Genomic DNA, 22,599 nt, shown 5'->3' with positions numbered 1-22,599 from the left:
GCTCTGGGCCGATAGCAGCCCCACTAGTCAGACGGTCCCGTCAGCTTAACCGTTAGACCAGTTCTCAGTTCTCAACCTCCACTGTGGTCGCGTCCATTCACGACGATCGCAGAAAGCATAGAGGTCAAGTGCTCCTAAACGGAGCGCGCTTCGTTAACCTTTCGTCTCGCGTGGGTCCGCTGCTCGGGGATAGGTTCGCTCTTCCTGGATGACGCCATCCTTTTTATGAATCTTTACTGATGCAGTTTTGCCCTCCATAAGCGTGCCCGTCATGTTGAGAAATTCATCTTTCGTGCCGGCTGTCTTTGATGCTCTCGCTGCACCTTCCTTGCGTAGCTCCCAGCCAGAATCCGTCGAAACAATGTGATAGTTGTCCATCGTTGCATCCTCTGAGGTTGTAAAGCTGTAGAGCGCTTAACGGGACGGAGGTTCTGATGAGGAAGCGAGCATGTCAGTCGCGCTGTCAGGCCGCTTAGGTGCAACTCGCAAGCTACCCTGACTAGGCGACGGTGTCGGCGCAATTGGCCGAAGGCATCCCGTAGAGTTCCTGCCATGCATTTGCACCTGTCGGCGAGACGCTCTCAGGAGGTTTATGCAAAACGAATGGTTTCGGTCACCGTCGCAGGCACGATTTGTTAAAGGCTGCTGTCAGGTGCTGCGCTTTACAAAGTGCTTTTTCTTTCGAACTTCGACCTCAATCGACCTGCTGCCGACTTTCATTGTGGCGATGGTCTTGCGGCTCGGTTCGTGCGAATTGCTCTTGCCATCAGACTCGTAAGCTTCTTTCGACACGGGTTCTTCCGTTATCAGCGTTGCTTCAGCAATGGCTTCGTCTACTGCCCGTAATATCTTATCGCGCAGGATTCTCGCCACCTGGCTATCGATTATGCGGCACTCTTCAGCGGGCGTCAGTGGAGCGGATGAGGCTACCGGTACGTCTGCAGGCGAGAACGATTGCTCTAGGCGAGCAAGAATTTCGGCATTGATAGAGCGCCGATTCAGGACAGCTGCTTCCTCGACGCGCGTTTTGAGGCTCGTTGGCAAACGCAACTTGAATTGGGGGTCTTCTCTACTCATTGCTGATGTTGCACCACGGTGGTTTTGGTGATGGGGACTACGGTGGGTTAGTTTTATGCTTGAACCACCGTGGTTTATGGGCGCGCATCAAAGCAGAGATGCGCTGGCATCGCAACTGGTGTTTACCGAAGGGCATCGCTGGCCAAGCTGAAGCTCAGCGTACTGCGAGGTAGCCCTCTTGGCCTCTGCGCAAAGGACAAAATGATCTCTATCAATTCAGTGGACACAATCAGCTCCGGCAAGCGGATCCATACGCAACCACGGCTACTGCTTAATGGATCACGGCCACGGCGGGGGCATTTTTAGGCTGCTTCGCCGAGATCAGACCGAAGCGCTATCGGATCTAAGGGCTTGCGAGGCGCAGCTTAGAATCCAAGAGTGGCCGCAGCCGCATGTTGCTGGTTCGCAGTGGCGTAGGATGCGCACCGAGCCTGGATGGCTGATGGACCGCTGTGTAAAGCGCGCGATCTGGGATCATAGGTTGTAAACACGTTCAATCGAGCCCCGCTTCGGCGGGGCTTTATATCCTGCCAACGCTAATCGCAAGCAACAAATTTCATCTTGAAGCTGCGATCAGCTGCGCAGCGCGCTGAGGTTTACCGGCAAATGGCCTCGCATGGTGTGCCGTCGTTATCCCCATCGATGCGAGGGTTGCCGCACTGCGGCAGCTGATAGCGTGCCTCTGCGCACCCACTCATCATTTTGCATGACTTGATTACGCTACAGGTGAAAGCGCCGGCAGCTTGGGTTGGTGCGCGAGCAGTGACCTGCTGTGCCGACCTACCGTTCCTGCGCTCTTTCCGCCAGTCCCAGGGGGCCTGCTGTTCAGATTTGGGCAAGGACCAGATGCCGCGCTTGAAATGTTTGGCCGTGGTTTCTAGGTCTAGCAAAGACCGGTCCTTCAGATAGTCGCGGTACACCCAGGCGGAGCCAGTGCGGACCATTTCGGCGTTCACGTCAGTGCTGCCGACCTTGACTCGTGCAACCGTCCGGCCGTACCGGTCGCGATCCTGGACAGTCAGCGTCACGTCCTTGCCGAAGATGTATTCAGCTAACGCCTGACGAGCTCGGGTCCCATATGGCTGCGCCTTCTCCGGCGTATCGATTTCGGCCATCCGAACTTTCACTTGCTGTTTTGCTGAGGTTAGGCAGGTGAACGTGTCACCGTCGCTAATCCCGACAACACGGCAATCAACCGTTTCGGCTGCAACTGGAAAGGCGGTGACGAGCAAGGCGGCAAGTAGGAGTCGAAGCATGATGGGGTCCGAGCGAGTAGAGGCGCGGGAGGTTATCAGGCCGACCACTTGCCGAACAGAGAGCCGAGTCTCATCAGCTACAGCACCGGATCGCTGATCCGCTTTATAAGGTGGTCGCCCTCGTTTCGCACATTGCCGACCGCAGCCGACACGGGGTACCAGTCAAATTCATCGACCGATAGACCATGCTTGATGGCGATCTCTTCGGCTTCATCTGGCGGCAGTTCCGGATTCAGCCAATGAGCGGCACACGCAGGTGACAGCACAAGCGGCCTGCGGTCGTGAATGTCCAGCATCCCAGCGTCGCTGGACGAGGTGATGATCACGAACCCATCGTCGTCTTTCGGCTCAAGCATACCGTGGCGCTGGAACTGGCCAATCGCTGCGAAGAAGCACGGCTCGCCAGTTTTCAGCTGGATCAGATAGGGCTGCTTGAGCTTCGGATTGACTTCGTGCTTCTTCCATTCATACCAGCCATCTGCTGGCACGACTGCTCTGCCAGTCTTCCAAACGTCTCGGAAGAACTTCGATGTGGCTGCCGTCTCTACCCTGGCGTTGATCGCTTGAGGCCTTTTTCCCTGCGCCCAGAACGGGGCATACCCCCACTTGACCGGCTCCATGCGAAGCCCGTCCTCGTCCTGATGCAGCAGCTGGACCTTTGATTGTGGCGGTACGTTGTAGCGGCCGATTGGCTCAGGACTCACCCCTGAAAGCAGGGGCAGCTGTATGCCGAGCTTGTCCAAGTACTCATACGCTTCTCTGTACTGAGCGAATCGTCCACACATACTGCCTCCACGTCTACTTCGATTGACCCGGACCTGATGCTAAGCGTACTGTACAGATGTACAGTATCAAGGTCTTCGCCATGCCCGTTCATATCTTGGGACCCACCACTCCTTCCACAATTGCGCTGCCGTTCTTCAGTTTCGTCGTGCCGGCCGGGTTTCCCAGCCCGGCACAGGATCATTTGGAGGGCAGTATTTCGCTCGATGAGTTGATGAACATCCGAGCGCCTCATACCTACCTGGCGCGTGCGGGTGGCGACAGCATGATTCACGTCGGTATTTTCGACCGGGACATACTGGTCGTCGAACGAGGGCGCAATGCGGAGAAAGGCGAGGTCATCATCGCGGCGCTTAACAATGAGCCCCTGGTTAAGATCTTTGATCGAGACGGCGGTCAGGTCATCCTGCGCTCGGCCAACCCAAAATACCCACCGCGCTATCTGCTAGAAAGCGAGGAGCTCTATGTTTGGGGGGTGGTGCCTTACAGCATCAGAATCCATGGCAAATACTGAGCGGGTGATTGCCCTCATCGACTGCAACTCGTTCTACGCCAGCTGTGAGCGAGTCTTCCGACCGGACCTGCGACGCACCCCGATCGTAGTGCTCTCGAACAACGACGGCTGCGTGATTGCTCGCTCAGCCGAGGCCAAAGCACTGGGCATCAAAATGGGCGCACCGTACTTTCAGATTCGTCGCGACCTGGAGAGATGGGGTGTGGTGGTGTTCTCCAGCAACTACGCACTGTATGGCGATATAAGCGAACGGGTGATGACGGTTATCGAGGGGCTGGTCCCGGCTGTCGAGGTCTATTCGATCGACGAAGCCTTCGCCGATCTGACTGGCGTGCCTGATGTGGAAACGCTCGGCAGGCGCATTCGCGCGCAGGTCCTCGCATGCACAGGCATTCCGGTCGGGGTAGGTATCGCTGGTACAAAGACGCTGGCGAAGCTGGCGAACCATTCGGCGAAGCGCTGGCAAAAGCAAACCGGCGGGGTAGTGGACCTGCTTGATCCAGTGCGGCGCGACAAGGTTTTGCGCGTAACGGATGTGAGCGACGTTTGGGGCATCGGCCGGCGTATGACCGAGCACTTAAATAGCATCGGGATCCGCACCGCTTGGGATCTTGCCTGCGCGGACGCTTGGACGTTGCGCAAGCAGTTCAGCGTTGTGGTAGAGAAAACAGCACGTGAACTCCGTGGTACGCAGTGCCTCGATCTGGAAGAAGCAGCACCGGCCAAGCAGGAGATTTGCTGCTCAAGGATGTTCGGCAAGCGCCTCACCGAACTCGCGCCGATCCGGGAGGCAGTGGCAGCGTATACCGCTCGAGCCGCTGAGAAACTACGGGCTCAACAGTCCATGTGCAAACGCGTGCGGGTGAGTATCCGCACCGGGATGTTCAATCCAGATGAACCCAAGTTTGCTAAGGGAGTGGTCTGTGAGCTGCCCTATCCAACGGACGACACCAGATACATCACCCGTGCGGCCATCGCTGGCCTGGAGCACGTATATCGTGAGGGCTTTTCGTTCAGCAAGGCCGAGGTGCTGCTGATGGATCTTCGACAGCGCGGCGAGTACACCGATGATCTCTTTGCCGAAACCCAGCCCGCCGCTTCTGAGCGGGTCATGGGCGTGCTCGATGCTATCAATGCGAAGTGGGGGCGCAATACGCTAAGGCCGGGTCGCGTACCCACCGAGCCCGATTGGGGCATGCGGCGGGACATGATGAGTCAAAGCTTTACGACGCGCATCGATCAGCTTTGGCTGGTGCAGTGTAAATAAGCGGAGAGGTAGGGAAGCCTTTTACCGCGCGCAGTGCTGGCAGCAAGGCCGAGATGCCACATCGCAGCTCTGTTAGGCTTTCATCGAAAATAGTCGTCCCGACCTAGGCGCGTCTGAGAGCGAAACCCTCAAGCTCGTCGCGCAATTCATATACCAGCTTAGCGATACCTTGGCTGGTTGCGACCTGTGAAATGGGTATGCCTGAAACGATGAGGTGGGTCTGACCTGTTTCCCGCTCATATACGTGGAGCCGGACACTGAACTGGTCGTGCCGAAAACTGCATGAGAGGGGTTTGAATGCGCGCTCGAGTTCTACGCGAGCGCTTAGGGATTGGCGCTTCGTGATCATTGGAGAACCTCCTTGTTGTCCAAGTGCGGCACGGTAGCTAGTAAGGAGCTAACGGTAAACATCGGTTAGCTTGAAACGTGACCCATTCGAGCGATTCTGAGCGTTATCCATTGCTTTGGCCAAAGGCGTCCGTGTCACGTTATCTGCACACCGCCCAGATAGAGAAAGGCGTCGATTCCTTCGACTGCTGCCTGAAGTCTTTTCCGTAGCAACGGGAGCTCAAGGACCGTTCCGGCAAACGGCCTGTCCGCCATGGCCATTATTGCAGCTAGCGTCACGTCAGAATTTTTGATCAAGGCAATGAGATGTTCGCCTCTAGGCCCGCTGGAGCCCGCCATCCAGTTTTTTACAGTCCTTTCGTTAGCGTTCGTCCAACGCATTAATGTTTTCGCCGCCTGGTGAGTTGTTCCCAGCTCCAAACGCAGCGCCTTGGCTAAATCCTCCGCGTACTGCTCGTGACTGAGAAAAGAATTGCCCGTTTTCGTCATCATTTTTCGGGTCTCCATCTTCTATCTTTTCCAAATCTTGAAATGGCCTCGCGGTAAACCTCTGCCGAAACGATGGCCCTGCTGAGGGCTAACTGCCGATGCAAACGAATGTCGGAAACTATGCACATACCTCTTCCAGCTCTTCGCTGGCAGCGGCATATGTCCGAATGTCCACTGAGCATCAGCAGTACTCGACGGAAAATCAGCTCGACACCATCCGGCTATACGCAGCAGCCCATTCCCTTGAAATCGTGCAGGTGTATACCGATGCGGGGAAGAGTGGTCTTCTGCTTGAAGGGCGAGATGCGCTCAAGCAACTGTTTCAAGATGTCGAAAGCGGCCACGCTAACTATTCGACCATCTTGGTCTATGACGTTAGTCGGTGGGGACGATTTCAGGATCCAGATATAAGCGCAAGCTACGAAGTACGCTGTCGGCAGATGGGGGTTTCTGTTCAGTATTGTGCTGAGCAGTTCACTAACGACGGCTCACCCGTCTCCAACATCATCAAAAGCGTTAAGCGAATGATGGCGGGCGAGTACAGCCGGGAGCTGTCCGTCAAAGTCTTTGCGGGGCAGTCCCGATTGATCGAAATGGGGTATCGGCAAGGTGGTGCCGCAGGGTATGGCCTGCGCCGCCAGTTGCTAGACGCGTCGGGGTTGCCGAAGTACGAACTGGGCGTTGGCGAGCACAAGAGCATTCAGACTGACAGAGTGGTGCTCGTGCCCGGTCCCAGTGAAGAGGTCGAGCTCGTTCAACGTATTTACAGGCTATTCGTAGACGAGGGCAGAAGCGAGCGTGAGATCGCGCACTGGTTGAACGCTCGCGGCATCCTGACCGATCTATCCCGGCCCTGGTCCCGTGGTGCCGTCCACCAAGTTCTAATCAACGAGAAGTACATTGGCAACAATGTATGGAACCGAACGTCTTTTAAGCTGAAGCAGGCACGGAGGCGAAACGGGCCAGAGCACTGGGTGAGGGCAGATGGGGCCTATCGGCCAATTGTGAGCGAACTTCTTTTCAAAGCCGCCAGAGCAATCATTGACGCACGCTCGTACCGTATGCCGGACGAGGAGATGCTTCGCTTGCTCAGGACCATCCATGAGCGCTGTGGATGTTTATCAGGGCTGGTTATTGATGAAGCAGAGGGCTGCCCGTCGAGCAGTGCCTACCAGTATCGATTTGGCAGTCTGCTGCGGTGCTATTCGCTGATTGGCTATACGCCTGGTCGGGACTATCAGTATTTAGAGGCAAATCGTCGGCTGCGCCTGTTGCATCCGGGGCTCCTTCAACAAACGATCAATCAGATCAGAGCCGTAGGTGGACGGGTCGATATCGAAGATGACACCGGGATGCTGTCTATCAATCAAGAGATAAGGCTCTCGGTGGTTCTGTGCAGGTGCCAGTTTACGGCTGCAGGTGCCAGACGTTGGAAGATTCGCTTCGATCTGGGTTTGAATCCGGACCTAACGGTTGCAGTGCGCATGTGCGAGGGCGAAGAGCGCGCCCTCGATTACTACGTGCTTCCAACCGTCGACATGACCGCGTCCCAGCTACGCGTGGCCGACAACAACCAGGCCGACGTTGAAATCTATCGCTTCGATTCACTGGAAGTCATTTCGCAACTGTCACGCCGCAGTGCGTACAGGAGGACAGCATGACGACCTCCATGTCGGCGAAAAAGGCTGCGCTTCATATTTCAGATGCCTCAACCATCAGGCTCATCCCACTTGATCGGATCAGGGTGCTCAATCCTCGGGTACGCAACAAGCAGGTATTTGCCAAACTAGTAGAAAACATCGCAACGATAGGGCTCAAACGGCCGATCACAGTGACCTGCACCACCGACGGCGGCGGCGAACGTTTCGAGGTTGTCTGCGGCCAGGGACGTTTCGAGGCGTTTCAAGCGCTTGGAGAAGCGAGCATTCCCTGCATCGTTGTCAGTGCCAGCGAGGCGGATCGATTTCTGATTAGTCTCGTGGAAAATCTCGCTCGCAGAAAACACTCCAATCGTGACCTGCTCATGTCTATCCAGATTCTTTCGGAACGGGGCTATTCCGTTAAAGAGATCGCGAGCAAAACGAGCCTAGACCCGACCTACATCAATTGCATTCTGCTTTTACTACGGCAGGGGGAGGAGCGTTTGATTTCGGCGGTTGAAAAAGGCTGGCTACCAATGAAAATCGCCACGGAAATCGCCCGATCTGACGACGGTGAAATCCAGCAAGCCATGATCGAGGCTTACGAAACCGGTGTGCTCAAGGGCGAGCAGCTAATTAAGGTGCGACGGCTGATCGACAGGCGCAACGCGATCGGCAAACGCTATGGGCAACGAGCCCATTCCGATCGTCCCACCACTCCCCAGAAATTGCTCAATACCTACCAGGCCGAAGTTCGACGCCAGAAGGTGATGATCAAAAAAGCAGACATCAGCGAGCAGCGCTTGCTGATCATCGTTACTGCAGTGAGAAAGCTGCTGGCCGACGACTATTTCGCCGCGCTGCTACGCAATCAAGATATTCAAGATATGCCGCGGCCTCTAGCGGACCGTATCAACGGCGAGGCGACATGATGGGACAGGTAAAGCAGGCATTTGAACAACAGGTCGTTGCGATCCCTTTGGATCGCATCCTACCGACACGCCAAGTGGACAAGGGCATCCAAGGCAGCAAGAAATACGCATCCATTCTCAGCTCAATTCGAGAGCTCGGGGTGGTCGAGCCGTTGGCAGTGCATCCCCAACCGGCCGTGGATCAAGGTGTCGCTTCCTACATCCTGCTCGATGGACATCTTCGGTTGGAGGCCCTGAAGGAGCTAGGTGGGGTAGACGCTCTATGCCTGATATCCACGGATGACGAAGGCTTCACCTACAACCGTCAAATCAATCGATTAACCCCGATACAAGAGCACAAGATGATTCTTGCTGCACTAAATAAAGGAATTGACCCTGCACGGATTGCACGGGTGCTTGGCGTCAATGTTGATCGAATCCATCACCGGCGCAGCTTGTTGGACGGCATTGCACCTGAGGTCGCTGAGATGCTCAAGGTCAAGATGGTTGCCCAGGATGTCTTTCGAGTCCTGCGAAAAATGAAACCGATGCGGCAGATCGAAACCGTCGAAATGATGATGTCAGCTAATTGCTTCACGCTGAGCTATGCCCAGATGGTCCTGGCGGCGACGCGACCGGAAATGCTCACCGAGAGAAAGAAAAAGCCTAGCGGCGACGACAATGCCCTCGACATTGCCCGCATGGAACGCGAGATGGAGAACCTTCAGCACGACTACAAGCAAGTGGAGGATACATTGGGTGAAACTATGCTGGTGCTAGTGGTCGCTAAAGGATACCTCCTTCGAATGCTTAGAAACGAAGCGATCTCAGGATACCTGCATCATCATCATGCCGATTTGCTGGAAGAGCTGGTTTCGATCATGGAAGCGGTCAGTTCTGATGCTCGACATTTAGAGCGTGAGTAATTCGGCCCCGGATAGCGAAGGTTGCTGCGTTAGCTTTCTCAATTGGGAGCAGCTCGGATCCTTACCGACTTGCTCGGAAGAGCTGTCCCTTCAAATGCTCTACTTGTCCCTTCTCAGCCCTCAGGCCAGCGGCCAGTTCAGCCTTCTCGCTCTCCAACCGCCGGATGATTTCGCCGAGGCTCTGTACGAGGCCGCGCAGCACACTGAGCTCCGCCTGGTATTGCTGTGTATGCAGCCATTGCAGCCAGAGCCCGATTGTCAGTACTAGTACCAAGCCAAACGAACCGCCCATCACCACCCACGCTATGCTCATCGCATCCATCGCCAATTCCCTCTGTTCACTTGCCGTGAGTACGGCCGACAACTTGAACATATGTCGTCATTTGCGACAGGTCGATATTGTTCGCATAAACAGGTAAACAAAGGCAGCAGGTTTTGTCTGGCATTTTACGCGTGACGTACAGCTGTGCTCCGCCTTTGGCGCGGTTACGGTAAAGGGGATAGCGAAGCTTTGCAGCTTGCTGTCATGACTCTTTACATATCTGGTCAGCAAGCCGAATCACCGCAGCGGGTCTCCTGGCGTTAACCTAGTCGCCCTGTCGCATACAGCGCCCAGTCAGTCATCAGGGCTCGCCGTTTCTCCAAAATATCCCCCCGCCAGTAAGCCGCCTCGACATTTCCTGCCGTGCTGTGAGCTAGTGCCATCTCGCACACTTCTCGCGGATAGTTGGTCTGCTCTGCAGCCCAGTCGCGGAAGGTACTGCGGAAGCCATGCATGGTGAGATCACCGCGTCCCATCCGCCGCAGCCCCATTAACATCGCCATGTTCGACAGATGTTTGCCGGTGCGAGCGCCAGGGAAAAGGTGTGCGTTGCCTGCAATTTTCGGCAAACTGCGTAGCGTTTCCTTCGCAGCCTCGGACAGGGGGATTCTGTGCGCCTTACCGCCTTTCATCCGTGATGCAGGAATTACCCAGCTACTCGCGTCAAGGTCAATCTCAGTCCACATTGCGCCTAGTACTTCAGACGTACGGCAAGCCGTCAGGATGGTAAGCCGTATGGCCTTATGCGTTAGCTCGTCATGCTTCGTCAGCTCACCGAAAAAAACAGGAAGCTCAGGCCAAGGCAGCGCGTTGTGGTGCGAGGTAGCGCGTACTTTTGATCGCTTAGGAAGTAATTTGTCCAAATGCCCGCGCCATCGCGCTGGGTTCTCACCTTCACGTAGGCCACGTGCCTTAGCAGCATCTAAAACCAGCTCGATGCGGTTGCGAAGGCGACTGGCTGTCTCAGGTTTATGCGTCCATATAGGCTGAAGAATTTTTAAGATATGCGATGTGGTGACATCCGCAGCCGGTAGGTGCCCGATGATCGGCTCGGCATAGGTAGCGAGTGTGTTTTCCCACTGTTGAGCATGCTTGGCATTCTTCCAGCCGCTTCGGTGGGCCTCAATGTAAGAGCCGGCAACGTCTTTAAACGGAGTTGCCTTAGCGAGCTCCGCTTGCTGCAACTGGCGCTTCGCTTCCCGACTTTTGTCCCGAGCTTCAAGCGGATCCACGCCCGATTTGGATAATTTTCGCGGTTCGAGGGCTTTTTCTCGAGCCTCGCTTAGGCTCGTCTCGGGATATTTTCCCAGCCCCATATAACGGCTTTTTCCCTGGACCTTGTATCGGAACACCCAGCTGGCTCCCGCTCCCCCTGAATTGATTTTCAGGTAAAGGCCGTCGCCGTCACCGGTGAGACCGGGGACACCAGCACGAATGAGTTTTTCTGTAGTTTTTGCGGTTAGCTTACCCATGACCCTATTTCCTGAGTCCACACTTTGGTCCACACTTTGGTGCTGGATTCTGGTGGACCTTTATGGATGTAAAGGAACGAATAATACGCTGGAGACCCCATCTGGCATAGGGATCGCCACACCGTCGTGTACTTCAGTGGACGATAGTTTGGCGGACACCTCCTCCGCCATATCAAGCAAAAGGCCCCGTACCCCGGGGCCTTTTGCGTTTCTGGGGTTTAACAACCTGTTGATGCGCGATCGGTTCGGTCGTGATTACGCGAGCCTTGCATCGGCTCCTTTCGACGTGTCGCCGACTTGTTCCGCGTAGTGGCAGGCGACGCGCCGCCCGTCCAGAGGCCGGAATGCCGGCACTTCGGCGCTGCAACGCTCGGTGGCGTGTGGGCAACGCGTGTGGAAAACGCAGCCGGTTGGTGGATCGAGCGGGTTGGGGAGCTCGCCGCTGACCTTGATCTTCGGGCGGCCTGCATCAGGCCGAATGCTGGGCGTCGCTGCGAGCAGCACCTGGGTGTAGGGATGCAGCGGTCGGGTGTAGATCAACTCGGCCGGTCCCATTTCCATTGGGCTGCCGAAGTACATCACCAACACCTTGTCCGCGACATGACGAACCACGGCCAGGTCGTGGGAGATGAATACATAGCCGGCGTTGAACTGCTCTTGAAGATCCATGAACAGGTTCAGGACCTGCGCCTGGATAGACACGTCCAGTGCCGAAGTGGGTTCATCGGCGATCAGTACCTTGGGGTTGAGCATCATCGCCCGAGCCAGCGCGATACGTTGACGCTGCCCGCCGGAAAACATGTGGGGATAGCGCTGATAATGCTCAGGCCGCAAGCCGACCTGCTGCATCATCGCCTGGACTCGCTCACGGCGTTCGCTGCGCGAAAGCCCGGTGTTGATGACCAAGGGCTCGGCCAACTGATCACCAATCTTCTGCCTCGGGTTCAACGAGGCGTAGGGGTTCTGGAAAACCATCTGCACGTCGCGCCGGAGCTGCTTGCGTTGGGCCTTGTCGGCGCCAGCCACTTCCTGACCCGCAATCTGCAGTGAGCCGGAGGTTGGCTGTTCTATGAGCGTCAATGCGCGTGCAAGGGTGGACTTGCCGCAGCCGGATTCGCCTACCACGGCCAGCGTTTCGCCTGCTGCCAGTTCGAACGAGACGCCGTTGAGGGCGCGCACCGTGGCGCTGGGTTTGAACAGCCCGCGGGAGATTTCATAGTGGCGGGTCAGTTCACGTGCCGACAGCACGCTTCCTGTCGATTCAACGGACATGCAGGTCTCCCGGCGGCTGGCTAGAGCGTTGCGCTTCTGGGAGCACCTCGGGTGTCTCGCCTGGCGCCATGTTGCGCGGATAAAAACAGCGGACCTCGCCGCGATCGTAGGGCTCGAGCGCCGGACGCTCGCCGCATCGAGGCTGCGCATAAGGGCAGCGCGGCGATAGCAGACACCCGGCCGGCCGGTCGTAACGGCCCGGCACGATGCCTGGCAAGGTCGCAAGCCGACGGCTGTTGGAATGTTCCGGAATGGAGGCGAGCAGCGCTTCGGTATAGGGATGTGCGGGCGCATCGAACAGCTGCGGCACGCGTCCGGTTTCCACCGCCTGCCCGGCATACATCACACACACGCGCTGAGCGGTTTCGGCAACCACCGCGAGGTCGTGGGTGATCAGGATCAGCGCCATGTTCTGATCGCGTTGCAAACTCAGCAGCAGATCCATGATCTGCGCCTGAATGGTCACATCGAGCGCTGTGGTCGGCTCGTCCGCGATCAACAGCTGGGGCTCGCCTGCGATGGCCATGGCGATGGCCACTCGTTGGCTCATGCCACCAGATAGCTGATGGGGAAAGGCGTCCAGGCGACTGGCGGCGCCAGGGATCTCAACCCGTTCCAGCAACTCAAGCGCTCGCTGCCGAGCGGCCTTGCCCTTGAGGCCGAGATGCTGGCGCAGCACTTCCTCGATCTGAAAGCCCACGGTGTAGCTGGGATTGAGCGCCGTCATCGGGTCCTGGAAGACCATGGCCAAGTCCTTGCCGATCAGGCGCCGCCGTTGGCGACCCTTGAGCGTCAGCAAGTCCTGGCCGGCAAACTGAAGGCGGTTGGCCGTCACTTTTCCCGGAGCATCGACCAGCCCCATCAGCGCCATCATGGTGACTGACTTGCCGGAGCCCGACTCACCGACGATTGCCAGCACTTCACCTTTGTCGACATTGAGGTCGAGTCCGTCGACCACGGGCGGTGCGCCATCGTCTCCGAAACGTACCGATAGATTCTGAATTTCGAGGAGGCTCATGAGCGCATGTCCCTCGTCTGCGTAACTCTTTGATCAGGCATCGATGGGTTCCTCATGCGGCGTTCTTCAGTTTCGGGTCAAGCGCGTCGCGCAGGCCGTCGCCGAACAGGTTGATCGCCAGAACGCTGAGCAGAATCGCCAAGCCTGGAAGGGATACGACCCACCAGGCGCGCTCGATGTAATCGCGTGCCGAGGCCAGCATCGTGCCCCACTCGGGTGTAGGCGGCTGGACGCCAAGGCCAAGAAAACCCAGCGCGGCGGCATCGAGAATCGCGGAGGAAAAGCTCAGCGTGGCCTGGACGATCAGCGGCGCCATGCAGTTCGGCAAGACGCTGATGAACATCAGCCGCAAGGTGCCGGCGCCCGCCAGTTTCGAGGCTGTCACGTAATCACGATTGAGCTCCGTCATCACCGCTGCTCGGGTCAGTCGCACGTAGGAGGGCAGGGACACGATGGCAATCGCGAAGATGGTGTTGATCAGGCCCGGGCCAAGAATCGCAACGATCGCGACGGCCAAAAGCAACGAAGGCAGCGCCAGCATGACGTCCATCAGACGCATGATGAACGGGCCAAACCGGGTCGGGGAAAAACCCGCAAGGAGGCCAAGCAGGATCCCCGGCACCAGTGAAAAGACCACCGAGGCAAGACCGATCAGCAGGGAAAGGCGGGCACCGTGAATCAGGCGCGACAGCATGTCCCTGCCCAGTTCATCGGTGCCCAGCAGGAACTGCGGTGTTCCGCCGTCCTGCCAGGCCGGGGGCGTGAGCAGAAACTCTCGGAATTGCTCGGTGGGGTTGTACGGGGCGAGCGCCGGGGCGAACACCGCACAGACGACTAGTAGCAGCATGAAAATCAGGCCGCCCAGAGCGCCTTTATTGCGGCGAAAGGCTGTCCAGAATTCACCTAGCGGCGACGGGTAATAGGTTGCTGGCTCAGCGGCCGGCAGGGTCTCGATGCTGTTCATGCTTCGGCCTTTTAGCGCTGGTGGCGAATACGGGGATTGGCCAGGCCGTAGAGGATGTCCACGGTGAAATTGACCAGGATGACCAGGCAGGCGACCAGCAGGATGCCGTTCTGCACCACTGGGTAATCGCGTGCCCCGATGGATTCGATCAGCCACTTGCCGATGCCCGGCCAGGAGAAGATCGTCTCGGTCAGGACTGCGCCTGCCAGCAAGGTGCCGATTTGCAGACCGAACACCGTCAGCACGGGAATCAGCGCGTTGCGCAGGCCATGCACGAATACCACGCGATTGGGCGACAGCCCCTTTGCCCGCGCTGTGCGTACGTAGTCTTCGCGCAACACCTCGAGCATTGCCGAGCGCGTCATGCGGGCGATCACCGCCAGTGGAATGGTCGCAAGGACGATCGCTGGCAGCACCATATGGTGAAGCGCGTCCAGGAAGGCGCCTTTTTCGTCACTGAGCAGCGTATCGATGAGCATGAAGCCGGTGACCGGCGGGATGTCGTAGAGCAGATCGATCCGGCCCGAAACGGGCGTCCAGCCCAGGCCGACGGAGAAGAACATGATGAGGATCAATCCCCACCAGAAGATCGGCATCGAGTAGCCAACCAGCGAGATGCCCATGACACCATGATCGAACAAAGATCCACGCTTCAGGGCAGCGATCACGCCCGCCAGCACGCCGAGGGTTCCGGCAATGATCAGCGCTGCGAGCGCCAGTTCGAGCGTGGCGGGGAACAGCGTGGTGAATTCTGTCCACACGCTGGTGCGGGTACGGAGCGACTCGCCGAGGTTGCCCTGGGCCAGATCGCCGATGTAATCGAAATACTGGAGATAGAGCGGTTTGTTCAGGCCCAGACGCTCCATGGCCTGGGCATGCATTTCCGGGTCGACCTTTCGCTCACCCATCATCACTTCTACCGGGTCGCCAGGGATCATGCGAATCAGGGCGAAGGTGAGAAGCGTGATGCCGAAAAAGGTCGGAATCAGCAGGCCCAATCGGCGGGCAATGAAGCTGAACATCGTTGCAAAACTCCTGGTCAGCCTACGCCTTACGTCGGCGCAGCCATTGGAACGGCGTGTGCAACCCTGCGACTTAGTCGGCTGTGACGGCCGTCGGGCTCAATATTGTTGGAATGACAGAGCACGTGAAACCAACGTGACAGGCAAGCCGGCTGGCTCGCCTGTCCGTTGCCAGCATCAGCGCTTGTTTTCTACGCCATAGAAGGAGTTGCGGCCGAACGGGCTGATCTCAAAGCCCTCGACGCTGTTGCGCATCGGCTGGTAGACGGTTGAGTGAGCAATCGGCGTGATCGGCAGCTGCTCCTGGATGATCGCCTGAGCCTTCTTGTAGAGCTCGGTGCGCTCACCCTGATCGGTGATGCGCTTGGCATCTTTGACCACTTTGTCGTACTCCGCATCGCACCATCTCGACCAATTGTTGCCATTTACCGCATCACAGCCATACAGCGTGTTCATCCAGTTATCCGGATCGCCGTTGTCGCCGGTCCAGCCGATCAGCATGGCGTCATGCTCACCCGCGTGCCCGCGCTTGATGTATTCGCCCCATTCGTAGCTGACGATTCGCGCCTTTATTCCGATCTTCGCCCAGTCCGCCTGGATCATCTGCGCCATCAGCTTGGCGTTGGGGTTGTAGGGGCGCTGCACCGGCATAGCCCACAGCGTGATCTCGGTGCCTTTGGCGATGCCGGCCTGCTTGAGCAGCTCACGTGCTTTATCAGGGTTGTATTCGGTGCCCTTGATGCTCTCGTCGTAGGACCACTGCGTGGGAGGAAGGGCGTTTACTGCCAATTGGCCGGCTCCCTGATAGACGGCCTCGATAATGGATTTCTTGTCGATCGCCATGTCCAACGCCTTACGCACCTCAAGCTTGCCGAGTGGCTCGTGCTCGACGTTGTAGGCTATGTATCCGAGGTTAAATCCGGGTTGGCTCGGTACCTCGATGTTGGGATCTTTCTGCAACGCTTCGATGTCCGCCGGGCGAGGGTTGAGCGTGATCTGGCATTCCCCGGCACGAAGCTTCTGCGCACGGACCGAGGCGTCGGTAGTGATGGCGAAAATCAAGTTATCGATCTTCACGTCTTCGGGTTTCCAGTATTCCTTGTTGCCCTTGAAACGGATCTGAGCGTCTTTCTGGTAGCGGTTGAACACGAACGGCCCGGTGCCAATCGGCTTCTGGTTGATCTGTTCGCTATTGCCGGCTTTGAGCAACTGATCGGCGTATTCAGCTGAATGGATCGCGGCGAAGTTCATCGCGAGGTTCTGTATGAAGGCGGCATCTACTTTGTCGAGGGTAAAGCGGACTGTCAGGTCGTCGAGCTTCTCGACCTTGGTGATGTTCTTGTCCATGCCCATGTCAACGAAGTAGGGAAATTCGCTGGCGTACGCCTTGCGGAACGGATGCTCCTTGTCGAGCATGCGTTCGAAAGTGAATACGACATCGTCGGCATTGAATTCGCGGCTGGGCTTGAAGTAATCGGTGGTGTGAAACTTGACCCCCGGCCGCAAATGAAAGGTGTAGGTGAGGCCGTCTTCACTGACTTCCCACTTGGTTGCCAGTGCGGGAAGGGCGCGGGTGCCGCCACGTTCAAATTGGGCGAGACGGTTGAATACGGTTTCCGAGGCGGCGTCGAAGTCTGTGCCGGTGGTGTACTGGCCGGGATCGAAGCCTGCCGGGCTACCTTCGGAGCAATACACCAGGTTGCTGGCGGCGAAGCTGAGGGGCGAGCCGAAGATCAATCCGGCGGCGAGCAGAGCTCGGATGGAGATGTTGTTTCGCATGCAAACCTCATTCTTTTTTATGTTCATCGAGGGTTGGTCTCGTGGACCGAACAGTGGCTCACTGCACGCCGGTGTCGCCGTTGGGTGTCGCCCGCTCGGCGCAGAACACTGTTGGCGGCTGGTCCGTTCAGGACAGCCTAGCCTGCCTCGAAATTAAGTCATGCTGAAAACCCGGTCAACCGAAATTAAGCTGTGCTGAATTTCGTTGGCAGCGCTTCAGTCGTCGAAGCCAAGCAATAGCGGTGCCAGTTATCGCGTAGTCAAATCGTCAAACAAACCCATAGTCGTCACCGTCAGCACTTCGGCCGGCTGATCGCCGACATTGGCCAAATGGTGCGGTTTGCCCGCGTCGAAGTGAATGGAGTCTCCGCTCGCCAGCGGATAGTCGCGAGCGTCCACGGTGTAGACGATTCTGCCGGAGAGTACATAGGCGAATTCAGCGCCATCATGGGCGATGAGTTCGGACTGGTAGCCAACGGGCATGCTCACCTTGACGGCGTTGAGCAGATTCCCCGGAAAGCTTGTAGACAGGCGCTCGTAGGCCAGTGGCTGGCCCTCGATCGTGTAGCGCACGCGCTCGCCTTGATGGGAGTCGGGCTGGGCCTGGCTGGGTTGATCGAACAGTGAGTTGAGCGGGACGCCAAGGGATTTCGCGATGTTCGCCAGAGACGAAATCGAGATGCCCGTGAGGTTGCGTTCCGCTTGGGAGAGGAAGCTCGCCGTAAGCCCGGATTCCTTTGCCACCTGATTCAGTGTCTTGTTGGCAGCCCGTCTGTGGCGGCGCAAACGTTCGCCGATTCGATCAACTGTCATGGAGGCCCGCCTTGTCAAATGAGGGCCAGTATACGGCCAGCTCCACGACGTCACGCCAGCCCCGTTTCTGGCTTTTTCACGGTGACCTTGAAAAAAAGCTTTGCTTGAAAAATTAAGCTGTACTTAAATCCGGCTACATTTCAGCGCGACTGAGGAAACAGGCATGACCATCGGTGTTAGCGGCAGTACGCAAGAGCAGGCACTAGGACGCCTGCGCAATATGCTGGATGGTGTCCAGCCGATCGCGCTTGCCGAATACCAGATGCGTATCGCCAAGGCCCAGCAGCGGATGGAGCAGCTCGGGCTCGATGCGATATTCCTGAGTGCTGGCGCCAATCTCGAGTACTTCACCGGGGTGCGTTGGAGCCCGAGCGAGCGCATGGTTGGTGCGATCCTGCCCACAAAAGGTGCACTCGAATACCTAGCACCCGCGTTCGAGGAAGGCACCATTCGCGATTTCATGGTGGTGGAGGGGCCTGTCAACGGCTGGCAGGAGCACGAAAGCCCCTATCGTTTGCTGTTGGATTGCCTGCGCAACATGGGCATCAGGCCGAACACCAGTCTGCGTCCCTGTATTGGCCTGTGCCCGTCGCTACCGTTCTTCATGTTTGATGGCCTTCGCTTGCTCGACGCCGGCTATGCCTTTACCGATGCAAGCGTAATTACCGGGTATTGCCGGCAGCGTAAATCCAGTGCTGAGATCGCACTGATGCAACGGGCGAAGGATATGACGCTGGAAGTGCACAAAGCGGCGGCGAGCATCCTGCGCGAGGGCATCAGCACGACCGAGGTGGTGCAGTTCATCGAGCAGGCGCATCGGGCGGTAGGCGCGCCAGGATCGACGTTCTGCATCGTGCTGTTTGGTCAGGCCAGCGCGTTCCCCCATGGCGTGAAATACCCGCAGACGCTCAAGCGCGGCGACATGGTCTTGATCGATACAGGCTGCCGCGTTCACAGCTACCTGTCGGACATCACCCGCAGCTACGTGTTCGGCGAACCTAATGAGCACCAGCGAGCCATTTGGGGCTTCGAGAAAGAGGCTCAACTGGCAGCATTTGTCGCCGCTCAACTGGGCGTTCGCTGCGAAGCGGTGGACGAAGCGGCGCGCAGTTCGCTGGAAGCCTGTGGCTTGGGGCCCAATTATCAGCTGCCGGGCTTACCGCATCGCACTGGGCATGGCATCGGTCTGGAGATCCACGAGAGTCCGTATCTGGTACGAGGCGATCAAACGCCGCTCGACGTGGGCATGTGTTTCAGCAACGAGCCGATGATCTGCGTGCCCGGCGAATTTGGCGTGCGTCTAGAAGACCACTTCTACATGACTGAGAACGGTCCGCGCTGGTTTACGGAGCCGAGCCACAGCATCGACGATCCTTTCGGTCTGAACTGCTAGACGTCAGGCGCCGAACTGCACTGCCAAACAAATCCTCGACTGTGCTTATCCAGACGCTCGCGGCCTACCTAGAATGATGGTTCTTCATTACCCATCTGGGGCAGACACATGTCGTCGCGCCGCTTCCCTTTGCTGCTCGTGGGCGCGTTTCTCGCCCTGTATCTGATCTGGGGATCTACCTATTTCGTGATTCGTATCGGCGTCCAGTCATGGCCGCCAATGCTCCTGGCCGGGCTGCGTTTCGTGATTGCCGGCAGTCTCATGTTCGTCTGGTTGCGCTGGCGCGGCGTACCGCTGCCGACGGCAAAGGAGTGGCGCTCGTGCGCAATCGTCGGCGTTCTTCTGCTCAGTTGCGGGAATGGCGGTGTGACCGTCGCCGAGCATCTTGGTGTCGCATCGGCGGTGGCGGCGCTCGCAATCGCAACGGTGCCGCTATTCGCATTGCTGTTCGGCTTGATCTGGGGTCAGCGAACTACAGGGCTCGAGTGGGGCGGGATCATGCTGGGGCTGATCGGTATCGGTCTGCTCAATCTGGGTCATAACCTGCAGGCCAGCCCGCTGGGTGCCGTGATTGTCCTGCTTGCCGCAGCGAGCTGGGCGTTCGGTTCGATGTGGAGCCGTCATCTCAGTTTGCCGAGCGGAGCGATGGCCAGCGCAGCGCAGATGCTGATCGGCGGCGCGGTATTGCTGTTCGGCAGCATGGTTAGCGGGGAACGCCTGCAGCAAATGCCGGACATGGCCGGCTGGCTCGCACTGATCTACGTGACGTTCCTCGGCTCCATCGTAGCCTTCAGCGCCTACCTCTACCTGCTCAAGCACGTACGTCCCGCCGCGGCCACCAGCTACGCTTACGTAAACCCGGTAGTGGCTGTGCTGTTGGGTATCAGCTTTGCCGGCGAGCGTATCGGCGCCGAGGAATGGCTGGCGATGACGGTAATCGTCAGCGCCGTTGTGCTTATCGGGCTACCGCAATGGCGACGGCAAAAGGCGGAAGTAGCAGTGAAGCCAGCCTGAACGGGCTCTGAAATATCTGGCTGAGGTTGTATGATGACTTGCCGTGACCGAGGATCGAACCGTTCGGATCACGGTCAGAACGCTTAGCATGCCGGCTCGATAGACCAACGCTGATTGCGGCTGGCGCACTCCCATCGCATCACCCCACCGACAGGCGACCCGATGCCCGCTGCGAAACAACCGGCTACCAACGACACCTTTTTCATCCTGTCGCTGGTCATATTCAACTTCATTTCATTCATTTCCATAGGTATTCCCCTGGCGTCATTGCCGGGCTATATCCATGAAAACCTGGGGTTCAGTACCGCCGTCGCCGGCATCGTTATCGGTGCGCAGTACCTGACCACCTTGCTTTGTCGGCCCCTGGCCGGGCGATTGGCGGACGAGCGGGGCGCGAAGAAGACAGTACTGATCGGCATGGCGTCAGGCCTGATAAGCGGCGCATTTCTGCTGGCCTCGGCGCTGCTCGAATCTTGGCCGCTGGCGAGCATCGGTGTGATGGTTGCCAGCCGACTGATCCTTGGATTTGCTCAGAGCCTGGTCGGCATATCGGCGATCACTTGGGGCATCAGCCGGTTGGGCGCCGAAAGCACCGCGCGGATGATTTCCTGGAACGGTGTGGCTGCCTATGGCGGGGTCGGGATTGGCGCACCGCTTGGCGTTTTTCTGGCTCAGTCGCTGGGCCTATGGAGTCTGGGCGTCGTGACGATGGGACTGGCCACGACCGGCCTCGCATTGGCCTGGCGTCGTGGTGATGCTCCGCTCAATCCGGGTAAGCGACTGCCGTTTGGCAAGGTGTTGTGGAAAGTCGCTCCGCCAGGCATCAGTCTGGCCTTGGCAACCATTGGTTACGGCACGCTGACTGCGTTCATTGCGCTGTACTACAACGCGCGTGGATGGGAGGGCGCCGCCTGGTGCCTGACCGCTTTCGCCTTTGCTTTCATCGGGACACGTCTGCTGTTACCCAATTTGATCAACCGCGTCGGCGGCTACTCAGTGGCGATGGTGTGTCTGGTGGTTGAAATATTCGGTTTGGTCCTGCTCTGGCTGGCCGAGGCGCCAAGTTTTGCCCTCGCTGGTTCAGCCTTGACCGGCTGCGGTCTCTCCTTGCTCTACCCAGCATTGGGCGTGGGCGTGGTATCCCGCGTAGGGGTCGCCAACCGCAGCTCGGGCCTCAGCGTCTTTGCTATGTTCTTCGATCTGTCGCTGGGCCTGTCCGGCGCAATCATGGGCGTGCTGGCGGCTTACATCGGCATGCAGAGCATCTTCCTCGGCGCGGCGATAGTCGCTCTAGGCGGCCTGGGCATTGTGTGGTTGCTACTCCGGCAAGAGCGGGCAACGCAGCAATGATCGAGTGACGCTGCTTCGCGATGAGCAGCGTCGTCGTTCGGGTATTCGGGCGGCCCGTTCGATCTCTTGCTATCGCGCAGCTGAATACATCTCAATGTCCATCGCGGCTCGCTTTGCCAGGGCCGCAGCGCTTGGCCGGTAGTCAGACTTGCCGCGCTGCAGCTCCTTCCAGAACTCTAGCGGCTGCTTGGCGCTTTGATCGGAATGCTTCACGAGTTTCTCCAACGTCTTGCTGCTCATACCGCCTCCAGTAGTTCGTTCGGGTAGTGGCTAGAGAGTCGCATCCTTGCGCCAGCCGTCGCGGCTTTCCGTAGATCAGAGAGTGACCAGGGCGCGTTACAGCTTGTTGACACAACGTCATGGGCCAAACTTTGCGGACGAACGGCTGAGCTGTGATTCAGGTTTAATCAAGGTCGGCAAACCGGCATGTTTGCTAGCAGCGCGCAGTTGCTGCCTTTGCCGTTTCGTTGCCACCAAAGTGCAACTATCTTATTCGTCTGGGATGTAAGCGTTATGAAAGAGGTATATATATATAACCGCTCATCGTACGTCGCGTCGTCTGGCGAACTACGTCCTGATTTAGATCTCACATAAAGTGAGGCGGTTGTATTGCAATCGCCCCATTCTTTGTTTTTACAAGTAACTGGAGATATCTCATGTCGAACGATAAGAGTGGAAATCCGGGTAACTTTGCAAACGATCGGGAGAAAGCATCGCAAGCGGGCCAGTCAGGCGGTAATAAAAGCGGTGGAAATTTCGCAAACGATCCGCAGCGCGCATCTGATGCAGGTCAAAAAGGCGGGCAGAACACGGGTGGCAATGCTGCCAGCGATCTGCAGAAAGCCTCGCAGTCCGGGCAGACAAGCCAGAGCGGCGGCTGCAACTTTGCCAACGACCGTGAGAAGGCTTCAGAAGCGGGTCAGAAGGGTGGACAGAACAGTCACGGCGGCGGCCGTAGTTCATAAACCC

24 protein-coding genes are annotated in these 22,599 nt (G+C 57.8%); 9 read left to right on the top strand and 15 right to left on the bottom strand.

Annotated features, from left to right (window positions below; translation table 11 throughout):
- Positions 1-153: 153 nt before the first annotated feature.
- The 4 genes from NA619_RS23905 to NA619_RS23885 form a co-directional block, all read right to left on the bottom strand.
- Positions 154-378: a DUF2188 domain-containing protein gene (locus NA619_RS23905; protein WP_255964323.1), complete on the bottom strand. Its 225-nt coding sequence runs from the start codon at positions 376-378 to the stop codon at positions 154-156.
- 270 nt (positions 379-648) lie between these two features.
- A complete protein-coding gene (locus NA619_RS25085) occupies positions 649-1,077 on the bottom strand; it encodes an Arc family DNA-binding protein (RefSeq protein ID WP_131651676.1) in 429 nt (142 codons plus the stop codon).
- Positions 1,078-1,673: 596 nt separating this feature from the next.
- Entirely contained in the window at positions 1,674-2,192 is a 519-nt protein-coding gene (locus NA619_RS23890) for a thermonuclease family protein (protein WP_255964322.1), read from the bottom strand.
- Between the two features lie 218 nt (positions 2,193-2,410).
- Complete coding sequence (locus NA619_RS23885; protein ID WP_255964321.1) at positions 2,411-3,118, bottom strand: SOS response-associated peptidase family protein; 708 nt, start codon at positions 3,116-3,118, stop codon at positions 2,411-2,413.
- 80 nt (positions 3,119-3,198) lie between these two features.
- Between NA619_RS23885 and NA619_RS23880 the strand changes: the two genes are divergently transcribed.
- A complete protein-coding gene (locus NA619_RS23880) occupies positions 3,199-3,630 on the top strand; it encodes a LexA family protein (protein ID WP_255964320.1) in 432 nt (143 codons plus the stop codon).
- Positions 3,617-4,897 (top strand): translesion error-prone DNA polymerase V subunit UmuC, encoded by a 1,281-nt coding sequence (umuC, locus tag NA619_RS23875; RefSeq protein WP_255964319.1) that lies wholly within the window; start codon positions 3,617-3,619, stop codon positions 4,895-4,897. The genes NA619_RS23880 and umuC overlap by 14 nt, the downstream gene beginning before the upstream one ends.
- Before the next feature lie 103 nt (positions 4,898-5,000).
- Here umuC and NA619_RS25280 read toward each other — a convergent pair whose 3' ends face one another.
- The gene (locus NA619_RS25280) at positions 5,001-5,246 is read right to left on the bottom strand and encodes a DUF1652 domain-containing protein (RefSeq protein ID WP_131651671.1); all 246 of its coding nucleotides are present in this window, start codon (positions 5,244-5,246) and stop codon (positions 5,001-5,003) included.
- A 134-nt stretch (positions 5,247-5,380) separates the two neighbouring features.
- Positions 5,381-5,752 carry a hypothetical protein gene (locus NA619_RS23870; RefSeq protein ID WP_423836863.1) on the bottom strand — a complete coding sequence of 124 codons (372 nt, stop codon included), beginning with the start codon at positions 5,750-5,752 and terminating at the stop codon, positions 5,381-5,383.
- An 80-nt stretch (positions 5,753-5,832) separates the two neighbouring features.
- On the opposite strand from NA619_RS23870, the gene NA619_RS23865 reads away from it, so the two are divergent.
- Genes NA619_RS23865 through NA619_RS23855 form a run of 3 tightly spaced genes read left to right on the top strand, consistent with a single transcriptional unit; the run spans position 5,833 to position 9,211 of the window.
- Complete coding sequence (locus NA619_RS23865; RefSeq protein ID WP_131651669.1) at positions 5,833-7,395, top strand: recombinase family protein; 1,563 nt, start codon at positions 5,833-5,835, stop codon at positions 7,393-7,395.
- Between the two features lie 8 nt (positions 7,396-7,403).
- Positions 7,404-8,306 carry a plasmid partitioning protein RepB C-terminal domain-containing protein gene (locus NA619_RS23860; RefSeq protein WP_131651711.1) on the top strand — a complete coding sequence of 301 codons (903 nt, stop codon included), beginning with the start codon at positions 7,404-7,406 and terminating at the stop codon, positions 8,304-8,306.
- Positions 8,306-9,211 carry a plasmid partitioning protein RepB C-terminal domain-containing protein gene (locus tag NA619_RS23855; RefSeq protein ID WP_255964324.1) on the top strand — a complete coding sequence of 302 codons (906 nt, stop codon included), beginning with the start codon at positions 8,306-8,308 and terminating at the stop codon, positions 9,209-9,211. Before NA619_RS23860 ends, NA619_RS23855 begins: the two co-directional genes overlap by 1 nt.
- A 61-nt stretch (positions 9,212-9,272) precedes the next feature.
- Here the strand turns inward: NA619_RS23855 and NA619_RS23850 are convergent, their stop codons facing one another.
- The 8 genes from NA619_RS23850 to NA619_RS23815 form a co-directional block, all read right to left on the bottom strand.
- Entirely contained in the window at positions 9,273-9,584 is a 312-nt protein-coding gene (locus NA619_RS23850; protein ID WP_255964317.1) for a hypothetical protein, read from the bottom strand.
- 209 nt (positions 9,585-9,793) lie between these two features.
- The gene (locus tag NA619_RS23845; RefSeq protein ID WP_131651668.1) at positions 9,794-11,005 is read right to left on the bottom strand and encodes a tyrosine-type recombinase/integrase; all 1,212 of its coding nucleotides are present in this window, start codon (positions 11,003-11,005) and stop codon (positions 9,794-9,796) included.
- A gap of 255 nt (positions 11,006-11,260) precedes the next feature.
- Complete coding sequence (locus tag NA619_RS23840) at positions 11,261-12,277, bottom strand: peptide ABC transporter ATP-binding protein (RefSeq protein ID WP_255964316.1); 1,017 nt, start codon at positions 12,275-12,277, stop codon at positions 11,261-11,263.
- Positions 12,267-13,295 carry an ABC transporter ATP-binding protein gene (locus tag NA619_RS23835; RefSeq protein WP_255964314.1) on the bottom strand — a complete coding sequence of 343 codons (1,029 nt, stop codon included), beginning with the start codon at positions 13,293-13,295 and terminating at the stop codon, positions 12,267-12,269. Before NA619_RS23835 ends, NA619_RS23840 begins: the two co-directional genes overlap by 11 nt.
- A 52-nt stretch (positions 13,296-13,347) precedes the next feature.
- Positions 13,348-14,259, bottom strand: coding sequence for an ABC transporter permease subunit (locus NA619_RS23830; RefSeq protein ID WP_255964313.1), 912 nt, complete (start codon positions 14,257-14,259; stop codon positions 13,348-13,350).
- 11 nt (positions 14,260-14,270) lie between these two features.
- Complete coding sequence (locus tag NA619_RS23825) at positions 14,271-15,281, bottom strand: ABC transporter permease subunit (RefSeq protein ID WP_255964311.1); 1,011 nt, start codon at positions 15,279-15,281, stop codon at positions 14,271-14,273.
- A gap of 177 nt (positions 15,282-15,458) precedes the next feature.
- Entirely contained in the window at positions 15,459-17,060 is a 1,602-nt protein-coding gene (locus tag NA619_RS23820) for an ABC transporter substrate-binding protein (protein WP_255964309.1), read from the bottom strand.
- Between the two features lie 249 nt (positions 17,061-17,309).
- A complete protein-coding gene (locus NA619_RS23815) occupies positions 17,310-17,873 on the bottom strand; it encodes a helix-turn-helix domain-containing protein (RefSeq protein WP_255964307.1) in 564 nt (187 codons plus the stop codon).
- 163 nt (positions 17,874-18,036) lie between these two features.
- Here NA619_RS23815 and NA619_RS23810 point away from each other — a divergent pair, with 163 nt between their 5' ends.
- The 3 genes from NA619_RS23810 to NA619_RS23800 all read left to right on the top strand — a co-directional run bounded on the left by NA619_RS23810 (position 18,037) and on the right by NA619_RS23800 (position 21,630).
- Entirely contained in the window at positions 18,037-19,266 is a 1,230-nt protein-coding gene (locus NA619_RS23810) for a M24 family metallopeptidase (RefSeq protein ID WP_255964305.1), read from the top strand.
- A 108-nt stretch (positions 19,267-19,374) separates the two neighbouring features.
- The gene (gene yedA, locus NA619_RS23805) at positions 19,375-20,280 is read left to right on the top strand and encodes a drug/metabolite exporter YedA (protein ID WP_255964303.1); all 906 of its coding nucleotides are present in this window, start codon (positions 19,375-19,377) and stop codon (positions 20,278-20,280) included.
- A 162-nt stretch (positions 20,281-20,442) separates the two neighbouring features.
- Complete coding sequence (locus NA619_RS23800) at positions 20,443-21,630, top strand: MFS transporter (protein WP_255964302.1); 1,188 nt, start codon at positions 20,443-20,445, stop codon at positions 21,628-21,630.
- Positions 21,631-21,699: 69 nt separating this feature from the next.
- On the opposite strand, the gene NA619_RS23795 is transcribed toward NA619_RS23800, so the two are convergent.
- The gene (locus NA619_RS23795; RefSeq protein ID WP_255964300.1) at positions 21,700-21,870 is read right to left on the bottom strand and encodes a hypothetical protein; all 171 of its coding nucleotides are present in this window, start codon (positions 21,868-21,870) and stop codon (positions 21,700-21,702) included.
- Between the two features lie 416 nt (positions 21,871-22,286).
- Here NA619_RS23795 and NA619_RS23790 point away from each other — a divergent pair, with 416 nt between their 5' ends.
- Positions 22,287-22,595 carry a general stress protein gene (locus tag NA619_RS23790; RefSeq protein WP_255964298.1) on the top strand — a complete coding sequence of 103 codons (309 nt, stop codon included), beginning with the start codon at positions 22,287-22,289 and terminating at the stop codon, positions 22,593-22,595.
- Positions 22,596-22,599 lie beyond the last annotated feature (4 nt).

Origin of the sequence: Stutzerimonas stutzeri (assembly GCF_024448895.1) — a bacterium.
GTDB lineage: Bacteria > Pseudomonadota > Gammaproteobacteria > Pseudomonadales > Pseudomonadaceae > Stutzerimonas > Stutzerimonas stutzeri_Q.
This window is presented reverse-complemented; position numbering and strand designations above follow the sequence as displayed.

Bases quoted from the DNA above. Each gene is read 5' to 3' on its own strand.
- NA619_RS23810 (WP_255964305.1), top strand. From the start codon at position 18,037: ATGACCATCGGTGTTAGCGGCAGTACGCAAGAGCAGGCACTAGGACGC.
- NA619_RS25085 (WP_131651676.1), bottom strand. From the start codon at position 1,077: ATGAGTAGAGAAGACCCCCAATTCAAGTTGCGTTTGCCAACGAGCCTC.
- NA619_RS23800 (WP_255964302.1), top strand. From the start codon at position 20,443: ATGCCCGCTGCGAAACAACCGGCTACCAACGACACCTTTTTCATCCTG.
- NA619_RS25280 (WP_131651671.1), bottom strand. From the start codon at position 5,246: ATGATCACGAAGCGCCAATCCCTAAGCGCTCGCGTAGAACTCGAGCGC.
- NA619_RS23905 (WP_255964323.1), bottom strand. From the start codon at position 378: ATGGACAACTATCACATTGTTTCGACGGATTCTGGCTGGGAGCTACGC.
- NA619_RS23865 (WP_131651669.1), top strand. From the start codon at position 5,833: ATGCAAACGAATGTCGGAAACTATGCACATACCTCTTCCAGCTCTTCG.
- NA619_RS23830 (WP_255964313.1), bottom strand. From the start codon at position 14,259: ATGAACAGCATCGAGACCCTGCCGGCCGCTGAGCCAGCAACCTATTAC.
- NA619_RS23820 (WP_255964309.1), bottom strand. From the start codon at position 17,060: ATGCGAAACAACATCTCCATCCGAGCTCTGCTCGCCGCCGGATTGATC.
- NA619_RS23835 (WP_255964314.1), bottom strand. From the start codon at position 13,295: ATGAGCCTCCTCGAAATTCAGAATCTATCGGTACGTTTCGGAGACGAT.
- NA619_RS23880 (WP_255964320.1), top strand. From the start codon at position 3,199: ATGCCCGTTCATATCTTGGGACCCACCACTCCTTCCACAATTGCGCTG.
- NA619_RS23855 (WP_255964324.1), top strand. From the start codon at position 8,306: ATGGGACAGGTAAAGCAGGCATTTGAACAACAGGTCGTTGCGATCCCT.
- yedA (WP_255964303.1), top strand. From the start codon at position 19,375: ATGTCGTCGCGCCGCTTCCCTTTGCTGCTCGTGGGCGCGTTTCTCGCC.
- NA619_RS23825 (WP_255964311.1), bottom strand. From the start codon at position 15,281: ATGTTCAGCTTCATTGCCCGCCGATTGGGCCTGCTGATTCCGACCTTT.
- NA619_RS23840 (WP_255964316.1), bottom strand. From the start codon at position 12,277: ATGTCCGTTGAATCGACAGGAAGCGTGCTGTCGGCACGTGAACTGACC.
- NA619_RS23885 (WP_255964321.1), bottom strand. From the start codon at position 3,118: ATGTGTGGACGATTCGCTCAGTACAGAGAAGCGTATGAGTACTTGGAC.
- NA619_RS23850 (WP_255964317.1), bottom strand. From the start codon at position 9,584: ATGTTCAAGTTGTCGGCCGTACTCACGGCAAGTGAACAGAGGGAATTG.
- NA619_RS23795 (WP_255964300.1), bottom strand. From the start codon at position 21,870: ATGAGCAGCAAGACGTTGGAGAAACTCGTGAAGCATTCCGATCAAAGC.
- NA619_RS23890 (WP_255964322.1), bottom strand. From the start codon at position 2,192: ATGGCCGAAATCGATACGCCGGAGAAGGCGCAGCCATATGGGACCCGA.
- NA619_RS23815 (WP_255964307.1), bottom strand. From the start codon at position 17,873: ATGACAGTTGATCGAATCGGCGAACGTTTGCGCCGCCACAGACGGGCT.
- NA619_RS23845 (WP_131651668.1), bottom strand. From the start codon at position 11,005: ATGGGTAAGCTAACCGCAAAAACTACAGAAAAACTCATTCGTGCTGGT.
- NA619_RS23790 (WP_255964298.1), top strand. From the start codon at position 22,287: ATGTCGAACGATAAGAGTGGAAATCCGGGTAACTTTGCAAACGATCGG.
- NA619_RS23860 (WP_131651711.1), top strand. From the start codon at position 7,404: ATGTCGGCGAAAAAGGCTGCGCTTCATATTTCAGATGCCTCAACCATC.
- umuC (WP_255964319.1), top strand. From the start codon at position 3,617: ATGGCAAATACTGAGCGGGTGATTGCCCTCATCGACTGCAACTCGTTC.
- NA619_RS23870 (WP_423836863.1), bottom strand. From the start codon at position 5,752: ATGGAGACCCGAAAAATGATGACGAAAACGGGCAATTCTTTTCTCAGT.